Origin of the sequence: Umezawaea sp. NPDC059074 (assembly GCF_042738955.1) — a bacterium.
In the GTDB taxonomy this organism is placed as follows: Bacteria; Actinomycetota; Actinomycetes; order Mycobacteriales; family Pseudonocardiaceae; genus Umezawaea.
Window position 1 is genome coordinate 22,105 of the sequence record NZ_JBHYHC010000002.1, and the last position, 14,940, is coordinate 37,044.

The following is a 14,940-nucleotide window of genomic DNA, read 5'->3' on the forward strand; positions in this document are numbered from 1 at the left end:
GTACACCCTTTTTATGGTGTTTGTGCCCCCCCCCTTGGTGGGGCCGGGCCACTTCCGAACGCCGAGGGCCGAGCGGTCAGCTCATGTTCTCGACCCAGTACTGGTTGCACGCGAGGGAGCAGATGCGGCCCTCTCCGCTCACGTTGCGGCTGCGGCGGATCTGCTTGCCGCACACCATGCACTCGTCCTTCCCCGACTGCTCGGGGATCGTGCCGCTGGCCCACGCCCGCGCGCCCCGCACGACCTTGGCGCCTCGAGCGACCTTGCCGTCCATCCACTTGATGCCCATCTCCCGCACCTCCGACTCGGGCGAGCCCCGACCAGGCCACGCGCCAAGACCGATCGTTCCAGTCCCAGGGGGCCGCGCCAGCCCTCGCGGCGAAGTCCAACCTGTTGTGCGAACGGGGTCGGTCCGCATTCGGCGGGTTTGGCTGCGGCGAGTGAGATCGGCGGCCGAACTGCTGCCGTTGGAGTGAGCGGCCGCGCGGGAGGGCCGGACTTCCTTTGCGCTTCAGGGGTTTTCCACGTGAGCTGGACATGACCGGTCAAGGGGCCGAAAGCGTGGTGTCGATCAGGGCGTCGTCACCGTACGAAGCTTTCCGTTGCTCCGCATGGCCCAATACCACTAGCCCGTGATCAGCCACAGTGGACAGAACGGTTGACCATTGTGGACAGCGGTCCGACATCGTGGCACCGTTGGTGTTATGTCGGACCTCAACGCGACCGCCGCCGCCCTGCTCGGGCTGCTGCACGACGGACCCAAGACCGGTGGCCAGCTCGTGGCTGAGGCCGGAGAGCGCTTCGGCGCGTTTTTCAGCGTCACCCGCAGCCAGGTGTACCGCGAGCTGCCCGCGCTCGCCGAAGCCGGGCTCCTGCGCCTCGGCAAGCAGGGGCCCCGCTCCAGCCAGCAGTACGTGCTGACGGCGGCGGGCAAGAAGGCGTTCAAGAACTGGCTGCTCTCCGAGCCCGGCCCCGACCACCTCCGCAGCCCGCTGATCCTCCGCCTCGTGCACGCGGGGTCGTTGACGGCGAAGCAGCGCTCCGGGCTGGTGGACACCGCCCGCGGTGTGTACGGCTCCGAGCAGGAGGCCGCCAAGACCGCCGTGAAGACGGCTGAGGACCCCTACGCGAAGGCGGTGGCCGAGTTCGGTCTCGCCCACGCGAAGGCCGTCCTGAAGCTGCTGGACGCCATTCCGACCGCCTGACGTTCACGTCACCCGGCCACCGGTCGCTCATCGCGACCGGTGCCGGCGTAATCTTTCGTCGTGAACCCGGACGTCGAAGCAGACATCAAGGACCTCTCCGCGACCCTCGGCAGCATCGAGGCGGTGATGGACCTCGACACGTTGCGCGCCCAGGTCGCCGATCTGGAGGAGCAGGCCGCGCTCCCCGACCTGTGGAACGACCAGGAGAAGGCGCAGAAGCTCACCAGCGAGCTGTCGCACAAGCAGGGCGAGCTCCGCCGCATCACCAACCTGCGCAGCCGCCTCGAGGACCTCGGCATCATGTACGAGCTCGCCGAGGCCGAGGACGACGCGGACAGCATCGCCGACGCCGACAACGAGCGGGCGAAGCTGCGGGAGGAAATCGCTTCCCTGGAGGTGCGCACGCTCCTCTCCGGCGAGTACGACGAGCGGAACGCTCTCGTCACCGTGCGTGCCGAAGCGGGCGGCATCGACGCCGCCGACTTCGCGGAGATGTTGCTCCGCATGTACTCCCGCTGGGCCGAACGCCACGGCTACGGCGTCGACGTGTTCGACACGTCCTACGCCGAGGAGGCGGGCATCAAGTCCGCCACCTTCCGCATCACCGCCCCGTACGCCTACGGCACGCTGTCCGTGGAGCAGGGGACGCACCGGCTCGTGCGCATCTCCCCGTTCGACAACCAGGGCCGCCGCCAGACGTCGTTCGCGGGCGTCGAGGTCGTGCCGGTCGTCGAGCAGACCGACCACGTCGAGATCGACGAGAAGGAACTCCGCGTCGACGTGTACCGGTCGTCCGGCCCTGGTGGACAGGGCGTCAACACCACGGACTCCGCGGTGCGGTTGACCCACATCCCGACCGGGATCGTCGTGTCCTGCCAGAACGAGCGCTCGCAGCTCCAGAACAAGGCGACCGCGATGGCCGTGCTCCAGGCGAAGCTGCTCGAGCGGCAGCGCCAGGAGGACAAGGACAAGATGGACGCCTTGAAGGACACCGGGTCCAGCTGGGGCAACCAGATGCGCTCGTACGTGCTGCACCCGTACCAGATGGTCAAGGACCTCCGGACCGAGCACGAGGTCGGCAACCCCGGCGCCGTGCTCGACGGCGAGATCGACGACTTCCTCGAGGCGGGCATCCGGTGGCGCAAGCAGCAGCAGTCGTCTTGATCGGTGATGAATCGTCACGCTCCGCACTTCGGCGGGCGAGACGAAGGCTTTACCCAGGCCACGGGTAGACTTCGCCCTCGTGATTCGCCTCGAACACGTTTCCAAGGTCTACAAGACCTCCACGCGCCCCGCGCTCGACGACGTCTCGGTCGAGATGGACAAGGGCGAGTTCGTGTTCCTCATCGGACCTTCCGGGTCCGGAAAATCCACGTTCTTGCGCTTGCTGCTCCGTGAAGAGGTACCGAGCAAGGGACGCGTCTACGTGTCCAACTTCGACGTCGCGAAGATGTCCCGGCGCAGGGTCCCCCGCCTGCGCCAGTCCATCGGTTGCGTCTTCCAGGACTTCCGACTGCTGGCCCAGAAGACCGTGGCGGAGAACGTCGCGTTCGCCCTCGAGGTCATCGGCAAGCCCAAGAACACCATCGTCAAGGTGGTGCCCGAGGTGCTCCAGCTGGTGGGTCTCGAGGGCAAGGCGGACCGTCTGCCGCACGAGTTGTCCGGTGGTGAGCAGCAGCGCGTCGCGATCGCGCGCGCGTTCGTGAACCGCCCGCTCGTGCTCATCGCCGACGAGCCGACCGGAAACCTGGACCCCGACACCAGCCAGGACATCATGCTGCTGCTGGAGCGGATCAACCGCACCGGCACGACCGTCGTGATGGCCACCCACGACCACGGAATCGTCGACTCCATGCGGCGCCGCGTTGTCGAACTCGACAACGGCAGGGTCGTCCGCGACGACGCGCGCGGCGTCTACGGCGTAGGCCGCTAGACCACTCGCGCACTCCTTTCCCCGACCCCAAGGAACGCCACCCCCGATGCGTACCAGCTTCGTGTTCAGCGAGGTCGTCACCGGCCTGCGCCGGAACGTCACGATGACCATCGCGATGATCCTCACGACCGCTATCTCGCTCGGCCTGCTCGGTGGTGGTTTGCTCGTCGTCCGCATGGTCGACAAGATGCAGGCCAACTACCAGGGCAAGCTCGAAGTAGCGGTCCTGCTCACCAACGACGTCAGCGCGAACGACCTCGACTGCGCGAGCCAGCCGTGCTCCGGGCTGCGCAGCTCGCTGGAGAAGACGTCCGGCGTCGAGACCGTCGTCTTCGAGAACCGCGAGAAGGGCTTCGAGCGCTTCAAGCGGATCTTCGAAGCCCAGCCGGAGCTGGTGAAGCTGGCCCGTCCGGAGGCCATCCCGGCCACCTTCCGGGTCAAGCTGGAAGACCCGGAGCGCGCCGACGTGATCGTGCGCGAATTCACCGGCAAGGCGGGCGTGAAGAGCGTCGACGACCAGGGCAAGTTCCTGGACCGGCTGTTCAACGTCCTCAACGGCGTCCGGGACGGCGCGCTGTTCCTGGCGCTCCTGCAAGCCCTCGCCGCCCTGCTGCTGATCTCCAACACGATCCAGGTCTCCGCGTACACGCGGCGGACAGAGGTCGGCATCATGCGCCTGGTGGGCGCGACGCGGTGGTACACGCAGTTGCCGTTCCTCATCGAGGCGGTGGTCGCGGGCATCATCGGCGCGATCGTCTCGGTGGTGGGCCTCGTGCTGTTCAAGGCGTTCATCCTCGACCGGGTGCTCGGCGACCTGTTCTCGTCCGGCATCCTGCCGACGCTGGGCCAGCTCGACGTGCTGCTGATCGCGCCGATCCTCTTCGGCGTCTCGGTGTTGATCTCCGCGTTGACCGGCTACGTCACCCTGCGCCTCTACGTCCGGCTTTAACCGCTGGCCCGGTCACGTAAAGTCGCATCATGGTCAAGGAACGCGGCAGGAAGGTGATCGCGTCGAACCGCAAGGCTCGGCACGACTACACCATCCTCGACGTCTTCGAAGCGGGTGTCGTGCTCGTCGGCACCGAGGTGAAGAGCCTCCGGTTGGGGCGTGCGTCCCTTGTGGACGCCTTCGCCCAGGTCGACGACGGCGAGATCTGGTTGCACGCGCTGCACATCCCCGAGTACGTGGCGGGGACGTGGACCAACCACGAGGTGCGGCGGCGGCGGAAGCTGTTGCTGCACAAGAGCGAGATCGAACGGCTGATCGGCAAGACCAAGGAGAGCGGGCTGAGCCTGATCCCGCTGTCGATGTACTTCAGCGACGGGTACGTGAAGCTGGAGCTGGCACTGGCGAAGGGCAAGAAGTCCTACGACAAGCGCCAGGACATCGCCAAGCGCGACGCCGACCGCGACATCCAGAAGGCGTACGGCCGGGCGCTGAAGGGCCGCGGGGGCCGGTACTGAACGGGCCCGAGAACGACGAGGAAGTCCCAGGCTGGGTCACCGGCCTGGGACTTCCCGGTCTCGTGGACGTGCACGTGCACTTCATGCCGGAGCGGGTGCTCGCGAAGGTGTGGGCGTTCTTCGACGCCGCGGCCGCGCACTACGGCACCGAGTGGCCGATCCACTACCGCCTGCCCGAACCGGACCGCCTCGACCGCCTGCGGGCGTTGGGCGTGATCGGGTTCGCCCCGCTGGTGTACCCGCACAAGCCCGGCATGGGGGAGTGGCTCACCGAGTGGGCCGTCGACTTCGGCAGGCGAACGCCGGGGGCGGTGCCGACCGCGACGCTGTTCCCCGAGCCGGGCGTGGAGGTCTACCTCGGCAAGGCGCTGGACGCGGGCGCCCGGTGCGTCAAGGCGCACGTGCAGGTCGGCGGCTACGACCCGGCGGACCCGTTGCTGGACACCGCGTGGGGGCTGCTGGCCGAGGCGGGCGTGCCCGCGGTCGTGCACTGCGGCCACGGGCCGGTGCCCGGCGCGCACACCGGGCTGGACCGCTACGAGGCCGTGCTGCGCAGGCACCCCCGGCTGACGGCGGTGATCGCCCACGCGGGCATGCCGGACTACGGCGCGGCGCTGGACCTCGTGGCGAGGTACCCGAACGTGCACCTGGACACCACGATGGTGGGGGTGGCGTTCACCGAGCGGAACCAGCCGCTGCCCGCGGACTGGCCCGCGCGGATCGCGGACGTGCCGGACCGGATCGTCCTCGGCACCGACTTCCCCAACATCCCGTACTCCTACGCGGAGCAGCTGCGGGCCATCGCGGGGTGGTCCGACGACGAGGCGTTCCTGCGCGCGGTGCTGCACGACAACGCCGCGCGCCTCCTGGGCTACCCGACGTCGAGGTAGGCGAGCACGGCCCGCACCCGCCGGTGCTCGGACGTGCTGGGCTCCAGGCCGAGCTTCGCGAAGATGTTGCCCACGTGCTTCTCCACGGCCCCGTCGGACACCACGAGCGACGCCGCGATGGCCGCGTTCGACAGCCCCTCGGCCATCAGCCCCAGCACCTCGCGTTCGCGCGCGGTCAGGTTGTCGACCGGATTGCGCTTGCTGCGGGCCATGAGCTGGGTGATGACCTCGTGGTCGATGCTCGTGCCGCCGTCGGCGACCCGGCGGACGGCCGCCACGAACTCGGCGACGTCGGCCACCCGCTCCTTGAGCAGGTACCCGACGCCGCTCGCGCCACCGGCCAGCAGTTCGACCGCGTAGCGCTCCTCCACGTACTGCGAGAGCACCAGCACCGGCAGGTTCGGGATGCGCTTGCGCGCCTCGATCGCCGCCCGCAGGCCCTCGTCGGTGAACGTCGGGGGCATCCGCACGTCCACCAGCGCCAGGTCCGGCCGGTGCTCCTCGATGGCCTTGAGCAGCGCCACCCCGTCCTCGACCGCGGCCACGGTCTCGATGCCCTCGTCGGCCAGCAGGCGCTGGACCCCCACCCGCAGGAGGACCGAGTCCTCCGCGATCACCACGCGCACGGCAGCTCCGTCCGGATCACTGTCGGCCCACCGACGGGGCTGACCACGACGACCACGCCGTCAATGGTCGCAGCCCGGTCGGCGAGCCCCGCGAGCCCACCACCCGGACGCACCTCGGCGCCGCCCTTGCCGTCGTCGGTGACCTCCACGACCACGGAGCGGTCGGTCCGGAACACCTTCACGCCGACACGGGTCGCCTCCGCGTGCTTCGCGATGTTCGTCAACGTCTCGGCCACGGTGAAGTAGGCCGCGCTCTCCACCGCCGTCGGCGGCCGCGGCTCCACGTCCACGCTCAGGTCGACCGGGATCGGGCACTTCGACACCAGCGACGACAGCGCCGGGTCGAGCCCGCGGTCGCCCAGCACCGACGGGTAGATGCCGCGGGCCAGGTCGCGCAGCTCGGAGATGGCGAGCTTGGCGTCGGTGTGCGCCTCGGCGATCAGCTCGCGGGCGGCCTCCGGGTCCGACTCCATCTTCGTCTTCGCCCTGCCGAGCGTCATGGCCACCGACACCAGCCGCTGCTGCGCGCCGTCGTGCAGGTCCCGCTCGATGCGCCGCCGCTCCGCCTCCGCCGAGTCCACGCCCCGCGCCCGGCTCGCCGCGAGCCGCTTCGTCTCGGCCGACAGCACGGCGGTGCGGGACGGGCCGAGGATGCCGCGGGCCAGCGACCCGTGCAGCCTGCCGAGACCGCGGACCAGCGGCACTGTGAGCAGCCCGAGCAGCAGGCCGAGCACCGTGACGGGCAGGGCGCTGGTGAACGTGTTGACCGCCCACTCGCCGCCGCGGCCGGGGAGTTCGACGATGAAGTACGCGGGCAGCCAGTCGTAGTAGAAGGGGAACGCCACCAGGCTCAGCGCCACCGGCCAGAACACGACGACGGCCACGAACTCGACGATGCTCAACGGGAACATCAGCATCCAGTAGCCGAAGTCCCGCCAGCTCGCCGGATCGGTGATGACCGTCTTCACCCTCGGCACCAGCCCGCCCTCCTCGGGCATCGGCCGGTACGGGCTCTGGACGTGTACCCCGAGCATCGACCGCACCAGACCCCGCTCCAAGGCCGACGCGCCGCGCGCCACCCCCAGCGTGACGGCGAGCAGCGGCACCCCCACCCAGATGACCGCGAGCCCGATGCTGGTGGAGAACAACGCCACGAGCAGCACGAACCACAACGTGCTGAAGAAGAACTCGATCAACAGGAACGCGCTGGTCCTGGCGATGTTCGAAGGTGCTCGCGTCGTCATGTCCCCGCCTAGGTCCGCCCGGTGTGCCAGACCAGCATCACCGGAACGCGGGCCTCGAACCATCAGGTAGGCCAGCGTCCCCGTGGTGGGGCCAGCCCTACCCAAGCCTATTGGGATGAGACCCAGGGCCGGGGGCGTTATGCTGTACGAGGCAACACCAGCAACGCCCGACGGGGGTGAACGGTTTCGACTTTGTTCGTTGATTCAGGGGAAGCGTGCCGGTGCAGGCGAGAGACCACCGCAAGCGTCATCGCAAACCTATAAGCGCCAAGTCTAACGACCAGCGCGCGTTCGCCCTCGCCGCCTGAGGCTAGGGAAAACGCTGTCGGCCCGGAAGCGCCTCCGTTCCGGATCCCGGCATCAGCTAGGAGGCTCACCTCCAGTACCGGGCACGGGTACTGGTTGGGAATCCCACAGTGTCTGGGCCTGTCAGACCGAACTTGTCGACGTGATCGGTCGGGCCGAGTAGAGACGTAGTCGACTGCGCACGGAGAAGCCCTGATGAGCCGGCAGAGGACCCGGGTTCGATTCCCGGCACCTCCACGACTGAACGACCCATGTCCGCGAAGAGCGCGGACATGGGTCGTTTCGTTTTAGTGAGGGGTTGCGGTTACCGCGGGCTCTGGCACGGGGTCCGGGTCTCTGGTGATGCCCTTGTCGCCTCGGGTGAGCAGGGCGAAGGCTAGTGCGGCTGAGGCTGTGAGGGCGGCCATGACCGTTGCCATGGGGAGGACGCTTTCCGTGCCTGCCGCGCCCACTACCGGGGCGATGAGGCCGCCTGCGAGGAATTGGAGTACGCCGAGTAGGGCTGAGGCGCTGCCTGCTGCTTCTGGGTGGCGGTTCATGGCGAGGCTGGCGGCGTTGGGGAGTAGGACGCCGACGCTGGTCGTCAGCAGGAAAAGGGCTGGTAGGAAGGTGGGTAGGCCGGTGTTGGTGAGGCCTGCGGCCAGGAGGCCGAGACCGCCGGTGGCGGCCAGTGTCAGGCCTGCTTTGAGGAGGGTTCTGGGCATCAGTCTGCCGGTCAGCCAGGTGTTGAGGAGGCCTGCCAGGAGGATGCCCAGGGAGTTGACGGCGAAGACGAGGCTGAATTGCTGGGGCGATAGGCCGAAGACTTTTTGGAGTACGAAAGAGGCGCCTGAGACGTAGGCGAAGAGGCTGCCCAGGGCGAAGGAGGCCGCCAAGGCGTAGCCGAGGAAGTAGCGGTCCTTGAGGAGTTTGCCGAAGGTTTTGAGGGTGCCCTTGAGGTTTGCGGGGGCCCTGTTTTCCGGCTTGTGGGTTTCCGGGAGGGCGAAGGCGAGGATCGTCAAGAGGATCGCGCCTATTGCCGCCAGGACGAAGAAGGTGCCTCGCCAGCTCGTGAGGCGGAGGATTTGGCCGCCCAGTACCGGGGCGATTACCGGGCCGAGGCTGTTGACGAGCATCAAGAGGCTCATGAACTTGGCCATCGCCAAGCCCGAGAAGAGGTCTCGTGCCACCGCGGTGGCCACTACGAAGCCCGCTGCCACGCCCAGGGCCTGGATGAACCTGAGGCCCGCCAGTGTCAGTGCTGTGGGGGCCAGGGCGCAGAGCAGGGAGAACGTGATGTAGGTGGCCAGGCCGATGAGCAGGGGTTTTCTGCGGCCGATGGCGTCGGAGATCGGGCCTGCCAGGAGTTGGCCCAGTGCCAGGCCGATGATGAACGTGGTGAGGGAGAGCTGGATCTGGGGGGCCGCGGCTTCCAGTTCGGTCGCCATGCCGGGGAAGGCCGGGAGGTACATGTCGATCGACAACGGGCCGAGGGTGCACAGCGCCCCCAGGAGGCCCACCAGCTTGAGTCTTGCCGGGCTGGTCTCGGTGGTGGGCGTCATCGTCTCCCCGGAGTGTGGTGGGCGGTGGGGGTGCGCGGGGGGGACGCCCCCCCCGGGGGGGGTTGTGCCGGGTGTGGAGGGGGCGGGGCGCGGGGGGGTGGTGGGGGGGGGGGGGGGCTTCTTCGCCGCGGGGGGGTGGGGGGGGGGGGGGCTCGCCGGGGGGGCCCCCCCACCGCGGTGGGTGTTAGTCCCTGGTGAGCAGGGCTCGTGCCGCGCGGAGTTCGCGGGGCATGTTCCAGCCGAGCACGCCGACCAGGTCGCCATCGTGGTGGTAATGGGCGATGAGCTTGCGAGTGGTGGGATCGCCTTGCGCGACGGTCATCTTCGCGTCGGGCGGGAAGATCCCGTAGGCCTGGATCCTGGCGTCGAACTGGTCGGTCCAGAAGTACGGGATCGGGGTGAACGGCTTCGGGTCGCCGGTGATGTTCTTCGCCACCGCCATGCCCTGCTCGGTGGCGTTCATGCGGTGCTCCACCCGCATCGAGACGCCGAAGCGCTCGTTGTGCCACCGGGCCACGTCGCCCGCGGCGTAGACGCCGGGAACCGCCTCGCACGTGGTGTCGCAGAGGACACCGTCGTCCAGCGGGACACCGCTCGCGGCCAGCCAGTCCGTCGCCGGCTTCGAGCCGATGGCCACGAGGACCACGTCCGCGGTGACGGTGGTGCCGTCGGCCAATTCTAGCCCGGTGACCGCCTCGTCACCCAGCAGTTTTCGGACGCCGACCCCGGTCCTCAGCGTGACGCCGTGGTCGCGGTGCAGATCGCCGATCCAGCCGCCCAGCTCGTCGCCGAACTGGCGGGACAGCGGCACCGGCACGAGGTCGACGAGCGTGACCTCCTTGCCCAGCGTGCGGGCGGCGGCCGCGGCCTCGGAACCGAGGAACCCCGCGCCCACCACGGCGACGGAGGTGGACCCGGCCAGCGCCGCGCGGAGCGCGAGGGTGTCGTCCAGGGTGCGGAGGACGTGCACGCCGCGCAGCTCGTGGCCCTGCCTGAGCCGGAGCGGACGGACGCCGGTGGCGATGACGAGCCGGTCGTAGGGGACGCGGTCGCCGGAGGCGAGGGACACGGTCCGCGCGTCCAGGTCCACGCCGGTCGCGGTCGCGCCGAGCCGGAGACCGATCTCCAACCGCTGGTACGTGGCGTCGTCGCGGAACGAGGTCCGCTCCGGCTCCCACTTGCCGAGCAGGACCTGCTTGGACAGCGGCGGCCGGTCGTAGGGCAGGTGCAGCTCGTCGCCGACGAGCGTGATGAGGCCCGCGAAACCCTCGCGCCGCAAGGCTTCCGCCGTGGTGAGCCCCGCCGCGGAGGCTCCCACGACGACAACGCGTCCGATGTCGGTCATCACTCGGCCAGGTGGATCACGAGCGCGGGGCAGAGCACGGCGGCTTCGCGCGTCGCGTCGTGCAGGTGGGGAGCGGGCGTCTCGTCGAGCAGCACCACGATCCCGTCCTCGTCGCGCTGGTCGAAGACGTCGGGTGCGGCCAGGACGCACTGGCCCGCGCCGACGCAGCCGTCTTCGTCGATGGTCACGCGCATGGGGGTGTTCTCCTTGAACGAAGTGGGTGGGTCACCAGGTGACGGGCAGCGAGCGGACGCCGTAGACGAGGGTGTTGTCCTTGAACTTGAGGTCCTCGAACGGGGCGTTCAGGCGCAAGGTTGGGATGCGGGTGAACAGCGTGCCGAACACCTGCTGAAGTTCTACCCGCGCGAGCTGCTGGCCGAGGCACTGGTGGGCGCCGTAGCCGAACGCGAGGTGCGCGGACGCCTTGCGGTGCACGTCGAGCCGGTCGGCGTCGGGGAACACCGAGGTGTCGCGGTTGCCCGAGGCCAGCGAGGTGATCAGCCACTCGCCCGCGCGCAGGGTCTCGTCGCCCAGCGGGATGTCCTCGGTGATGGCGCGGAACAGGCCGAACTGCACGACGGACAGGTAGCGCAGCATCTCCTCGACGGCCGAGGGCACGAGGTCGGGGTTGGCGCGCAGCTCCTCGAGCTGGTCGGGGTTGCGGAGCAGGGTGACCGTGCTCAACGTGATCATGTTCGCGGTCGTCTCGTGCCCCGCGACCAGCAGGGACAGGGCGAGCACGACGAGTTCCTCGACGGTCAGCGGCTGGCCGGCGTCCTGCGCCCGCTTGATCAGCCGCGAGATGAGGTCGTCGGTCGGGTTCTGCATCTTGTCGACGACGAGCTGCGCGACGAAGCCCTGGATCTCGGCGTTGGCCTGCATGGCGATCTCGGGCTCGACGTCGACCGAGGTCAGGATGCCGCTCTGCTGCTGGAACCGGTCGCGCTGCTCGTAGGGGACGCCGAGCAGTTCGCAGATCACCAGCGACGGGATCGGCAGCGCGAAGTCGCGGACCAGGTCGACGGGCTCGGTGCTCGCGAGCATCGCGTCGATGTGGTCGTCGATCAGCTGCTGGATGTACGGGCGGAGCGCCTGGATGCGCTTGACGGTGAACTCGGCCGTCAGCAGGCGGCGCAGCCGGGCGTGGGCGTCGCCGTCGCTCTGGATGATCGACCCCGTGGTGATCGGCGCGGTGAAGTCCGCCTGCGGGTTCGCGTGGCCCATGACCGGGACCGCGGAGCTGAGACCGGGGCTGTTGAGCACCGTGCGCACGTCGTCGTACCTGGTCACGAGCCACGCGTCGATGCCGGCCGGGCACGAGACGCGGGCGATCGGGTCGTTCTCGCGGAACTCCGAGTAGCCGACGGCGGGGTCGAACGGGCATTCCGCCGCCCGTGTCGTCGGGAACGTTCCGGTGGTCGGCTTGCTCGGTGCCTCGGTCATGGCGTACCCCTTGTGGTGGTGAATTCGTGGCAGTTACTGCCACGACGTTCACACTGCCAGTGATGGAGCCATCACGACAAGTGGCCGAAGTCACGCCCCGGATACGCGCTGGTGGCGGTGTTAGCCTCCCTTCGGTTGTCCGACCCCGAGGAGGTGGACATGGGAATCCGAGAGCTCAAGATGGCCAGGACGAGGCGGCTGATCTCGGACAAGGCGTTCGAGCTGTTCACCTGCAACGGCTACCACCGGACCACGATCGAGCAGATCGCCGCGGCGGCGGAGGTGGGGCCCCGAACCCTCTACCGCTACTTCCCGACCAAGGAGACGCTCGTCGTCGAGTTCGTCCAGACGAGCCTGTTCGACGCGCTGGAGGACCTGCGCGCCCGGCCGCCCGCGCCGCTCCCGGTGGTGTTGACCGCGGTGATCGGCAAGGTCCTCGACGTCATGGCGACCGACCCGGCGCGAGTGCTGGCCGTGTACGAGATCTGCGGCCCGAACGCGTCCGTGCGGGCGCAGCTGGCGGACGTGCTGTGGAGCTGGCGCGACGAGCTGGTGGCCGAGATCGCCACGCGGCTCGACGACTGCCCTTCCCGCGTCCTCACCGCCCGGCTGACGGCGGCGGTGGTCGTCGACGTCATCGAGACCGTCGTCCGGATCTGGGTGGACAGCGGCGGCACCGCCGACATGGGCGCGCTCGCCGAGGAGGCGATGTCGTTGGTGCGCGAGGGGAAGCTCCCGGTGCCGGGTCAGGCGTAGCGCTCGGCCAGCACGGCGAACGCGGCCTTGGGCTCCCAGCGCAGGTCCGGGTACGTCTCGCCGAACCCGTCCTCCAGCACGCGCACCACGCCGTAGCTCGCCACGTCGAAGTTCCGCGCGGGGTCGGTGCTGTACGGGAGGTTGTAGCTGACGAACGTGCACACGAACGCGGTGTCGACGCCCGAGGCCTCCAGGACGTCGAGCACCTCGCTCAGGTACGTGGCCTGCTCCTGCTCGTCGTGGACGAACTCCCCCTTGAGCGCCACGGGACCCGCCCCGTCCCACTCGACCATGAACGCGCCCCGTGCGCCGAGGTCGGCCGCGCCGCGGTGGGTCGTGCAGCCGAACTCGGTGATCACCGCGGGCTTGTCCGACGCCCCGAAGGCGCGCATCTCGGCCTCGTACACCGCTTCCACCTCCTTGGAGCGGTAGCCGGCGTCGGTGGCGATGAGGTCGAACGGCTCCCAGTCGACGCGCTCGAAACCCAGTGACGCGTAGGTGATCCGCCCGCCGAACCGCTCGCGCACGACCGCGGCTGCCTTGCCGAGGAAATCGTTGAGCAGCGCCGGGACGGCCGCGACCGCGGGGCCGAGTTCCGGCGGGCGGGTGGTGATCAGCTCCAGCCGGTCGGCGAGCGTGTCGCCGGGCAGGAAGCCGATGGTGAACAGGGCGAGTTCGGACCCCGTGACGACCACGACCTCGGCTCCGGACCGCCGCAGGCGTTCGGCGCGCTCGGCCACGTCGGCGAGCAGGTCCAGGAGTTCGCCGGTGGTCAGGTCGTTGGTGAACGGGGAGATCCACACCTCCAGGCCGACCGCGGCGGCGTGGACGGCGGCGACCTCCAGGCGGTCGACGTGGCCGCCGGTGATCCGCACGGCGTCGCAGTGCAGGTCCTCGCGGATGATCCGCATCTCGCGCCGCACCACGTCCGGGTCGAACGGCTCGTGCGTGCTCGACCCGCCGCTGCGGAAACCGGTGTCGTAGGTGATGCCGTGCTTCATGGTTCCTCCCTTATAAGGTACTGGCCGTACCTTGTTGGGGAAGTTATCTGGTCGTGGCGCGGTCGCGCAAGGTACGGTTGGTACCTAATTCTCGTCGGGAGGGTGCATGGCGGAGGTGCGGCGGCGCGGGGCCGAGCTGGAGGACGCGATCCTCCAGGCGGCCGTGGACGAGCTGACCGAATCCGGCTACCCCGGCCTGACCATGGACCGGGTCGCGAAACGGGCAGGCACCAACAAGAACGCGCTCTACCGGCGGTGGCCGAACCGGGCCGCGCTCGGCATCGCCGCGTACCACCGGCTCACCACGACCACCGTCGAAGCGCCCGACACCGGCGACCTGCGCACCGACGCGCTGGAACTGCTGCGGATGGCGAACCGCACGTGGTCCTCGCCGTACGGGGAGATCCTGCGCGGCCTGCTGGCGGACCCGGAAGCGTTGGCGCAGCTGAAGGACCGGCCGAACGACGGCGGCGCGGGCCTGTGGCTGACGATCCTCGGCCGCGCCGTGGCCAGGGGCGAGGTGCGGCCCGAAGCCCTGCACCCGCGCGTGGCCACGGTCGCGGTCGCGCTGCTGCGCACCGAGTTCGTCACCCGAGGCGTGCCGAGCGCGCCGGACGACGTGCTGGTCGAGATCGTGGACGAGGTCTACCTGCCCCTGGTGCGGTCCCGGTAGAGGTCGCGCAGGACGCAGACCTCGGCGCCGTGGTGGACGACCTCACGGGTGATGTGCAGCACGAGCGTGGCGAACGAGTACTCGCTGTACGGGCCCTCGGCCGGTCCGCACGGCCGGGCGAGCGCCTCGTCGTCCAGCGTCGTGAGTCCCTTGTGCCACAACGCGTACGACTCGTGCAGGTAGTCCAGGCCCTCCCGCGCGGTGATCGGGTAGCGGACGGCCTCCCGGTCGTAGCCGTCACCGAAGTGGTTGGCCGCCCGCGCGCCCAGCACGCCGTCGCCGATGTGCGAGATCCGCCACGCGATCGTGGTGAACGGCGGCGGCACGGGTTCCGGGTAGGTCCACTCGAACCGCGTCCCGCCCTCGCCGTCCGGGCGCACGCTCCAGCAGCCGTCGACCGGCTCCCACAGGAACTCCTCGTCGGTGAGGCCCTCCAGCCGCGGCAGGAACTGCCGCTGCCAGAAGAAGTCGAGCTGGTCGGTCAGCTCCTTCGTCCAGTCCAGGTTCATGCCC

General features: G+C 69.3%; 17 protein-coding genes and 1 other RNA gene. 9 read left to right on the plus strand and 9 right to left on the minus strand.

Annotated elements, in window-relative coordinates:
* Positions 1-76: 76 nt before the first annotated feature.
* Positions 77-289 carry a hypothetical protein gene (locus ACFWW9_RS01295; protein WP_259629889.1) on the minus strand — a complete coding sequence of 71 codons (213 nt, stop codon included), beginning with the start codon at positions 287-289 and terminating at the stop codon, positions 77-79.
* A 415-nt stretch (positions 290-704) separates the two neighbouring features.
* Here ACFWW9_RS01295 and ACFWW9_RS01300 point away from each other — a divergent pair, with 415 nt between their 5' ends.
* From ACFWW9_RS01300 to ACFWW9_RS01325, 6 genes are all read left to right on the plus strand, one after another.
* Entirely contained in the window at positions 705-1,205 is a 501-nt protein-coding gene (locus tag ACFWW9_RS01300) for a PadR family transcriptional regulator (protein WP_390370381.1), read from the plus strand.
* Positions 1,206-1,265: 60 nt separating this feature from the next.
* Positions 1,266-2,369, plus strand: a complete 1,104-nt coding sequence (prfB, locus tag ACFWW9_RS01305) for a peptide chain release factor 2 (RefSeq protein WP_390370382.1) — start codon at positions 1,266-1,268, stop codon at positions 2,367-2,369.
* A gap of 79 nt (positions 2,370-2,448) precedes the next feature.
* Positions 2,449-3,138: a cell division ATP-binding protein FtsE gene (gene ftsE / locus ACFWW9_RS01310; protein WP_259629886.1), complete on the plus strand. Its 690-nt coding sequence runs from the start codon at positions 2,449-2,451 to the stop codon at positions 3,136-3,138.
* 46 nt (positions 3,139-3,184) lie between these two features.
* Entirely contained in the window at positions 3,185-4,087 is a 903-nt protein-coding gene (ftsX, locus tag ACFWW9_RS01315; protein ID WP_390370383.1) for a permease-like cell division protein FtsX, read from the plus strand.
* Positions 4,088-4,116: 29 nt separating this feature from the next.
* Entirely contained in the window at positions 4,117-4,602 is a 486-nt protein-coding gene (gene smpB / locus ACFWW9_RS01320; RefSeq protein WP_106196938.1) for an SsrA-binding protein SmpB, read from the plus strand.
* The gene (locus tag ACFWW9_RS01325; RefSeq protein WP_390370493.1) at positions 4,599-5,492 is read left to right on the plus strand and encodes an amidohydrolase family protein; all 894 of its coding nucleotides are present in this window, start codon (positions 4,599-4,601) and stop codon (positions 5,490-5,492) included. Before smpB ends, ACFWW9_RS01325 begins: the two co-directional genes overlap by 4 nt.
* Here ACFWW9_RS01325 and ACFWW9_RS01330 read toward each other — a convergent pair.
* Positions 5,474-6,118, minus strand: coding sequence for a response regulator (locus tag ACFWW9_RS01330; RefSeq protein ID WP_390370384.1), 645 nt, complete (start codon positions 6,116-6,118; stop codon positions 5,474-5,476). The two genes, ACFWW9_RS01325 and ACFWW9_RS01330, sit on opposite strands and share 19 nt — an antisense overlap.
* Positions 6,106-7,362 (minus strand): sensor histidine kinase, encoded by a 1,257-nt coding sequence (locus tag ACFWW9_RS01335; protein ID WP_390370385.1) that lies wholly within the window; start codon positions 7,360-7,362, stop codon positions 6,106-6,108. Before ACFWW9_RS01335 ends, ACFWW9_RS01330 begins: the two co-directional genes overlap by 13 nt.
* A 172-nt stretch (positions 7,363-7,534) precedes the next feature.
* Here ACFWW9_RS01335 and ssrA point away from each other — a divergent pair.
* Positions 7,535-7,908: a transfer-messenger RNA gene (gene ssrA / locus ACFWW9_RS01340) on the plus strand.
* A 47-nt stretch (positions 7,909-7,955) separates the two neighbouring features.
* Here ssrA and ACFWW9_RS01345 read toward each other — a convergent pair.
* From ACFWW9_RS01345 to ACFWW9_RS01360, 4 genes are all read right to left on the minus strand, one after another.
* Entirely contained in the window at positions 7,956-9,209 is a 1,254-nt protein-coding gene (locus ACFWW9_RS01345; protein ID WP_390370386.1) for a multidrug effflux MFS transporter, read from the minus strand.
* A gap of 184 nt (positions 9,210-9,393) precedes the next feature.
* Positions 9,394-10,554 carry an NAD(P)/FAD-dependent oxidoreductase gene (locus ACFWW9_RS01350; RefSeq protein WP_390370387.1) on the minus strand — a complete coding sequence of 387 codons (1,161 nt, stop codon included), beginning with the start codon at positions 10,552-10,554 and terminating at the stop codon, positions 9,394-9,396.
* A complete protein-coding gene (locus tag ACFWW9_RS01355; RefSeq protein WP_330878340.1) occupies positions 10,554-10,748 on the minus strand; it encodes a ferredoxin in 195 nt (64 codons plus the stop codon). The genes ACFWW9_RS01350 and ACFWW9_RS01355 overlap by 1 nt, the downstream gene beginning before the upstream one ends.
* Positions 10,749-10,779: 31 nt before the next feature.
* Complete coding sequence (locus ACFWW9_RS01360) at positions 10,780-11,997, minus strand: cytochrome P450 (RefSeq protein ID WP_390370388.1); 1,218 nt, start codon at positions 11,995-11,997, stop codon at positions 10,780-10,782.
* A 159-nt stretch (positions 11,998-12,156) separates the two neighbouring features.
* Here ACFWW9_RS01360 and ACFWW9_RS01365 point away from each other — a divergent pair, with 159 nt between their 5' ends.
* Positions 12,157-12,753 carry a TetR/AcrR family transcriptional regulator gene (locus ACFWW9_RS01365; protein WP_390370389.1) on the plus strand — a complete coding sequence of 199 codons (597 nt, stop codon included), beginning with the start codon at positions 12,157-12,159 and terminating at the stop codon, positions 12,751-12,753.
* Here ACFWW9_RS01365 and ACFWW9_RS01370 read toward each other — a convergent pair.
* The gene (locus ACFWW9_RS01370) at positions 12,744-13,754 is read right to left on the minus strand and encodes a hypothetical protein (protein WP_390370390.1); all 1,011 of its coding nucleotides are present in this window, start codon (positions 13,752-13,754) and stop codon (positions 12,744-12,746) included. The genes ACFWW9_RS01365 and ACFWW9_RS01370 overlap by 10 nt on opposite strands.
* 106 nt (positions 13,755-13,860) lie before the next feature.
* Between ACFWW9_RS01370 and ACFWW9_RS01375 the strand changes: the two genes are divergently transcribed.
* Positions 13,861-14,427, plus strand: a complete 567-nt coding sequence (locus ACFWW9_RS01375) for a TetR/AcrR family transcriptional regulator (protein WP_390370391.1) — start codon at positions 13,861-13,863, stop codon at positions 14,425-14,427.
* Here ACFWW9_RS01375 and ACFWW9_RS01380 read toward each other — a convergent pair.
* Positions 14,400-14,936: a DinB family protein gene (locus tag ACFWW9_RS01380; RefSeq protein ID WP_390370392.1), complete on the minus strand. Its 537-nt coding sequence runs from the start codon at positions 14,934-14,936 to the stop codon at positions 14,400-14,402. The genes ACFWW9_RS01375 and ACFWW9_RS01380 overlap by 28 nt on opposite strands.
* Positions 14,937-14,940 lie beyond the last annotated feature (4 nt).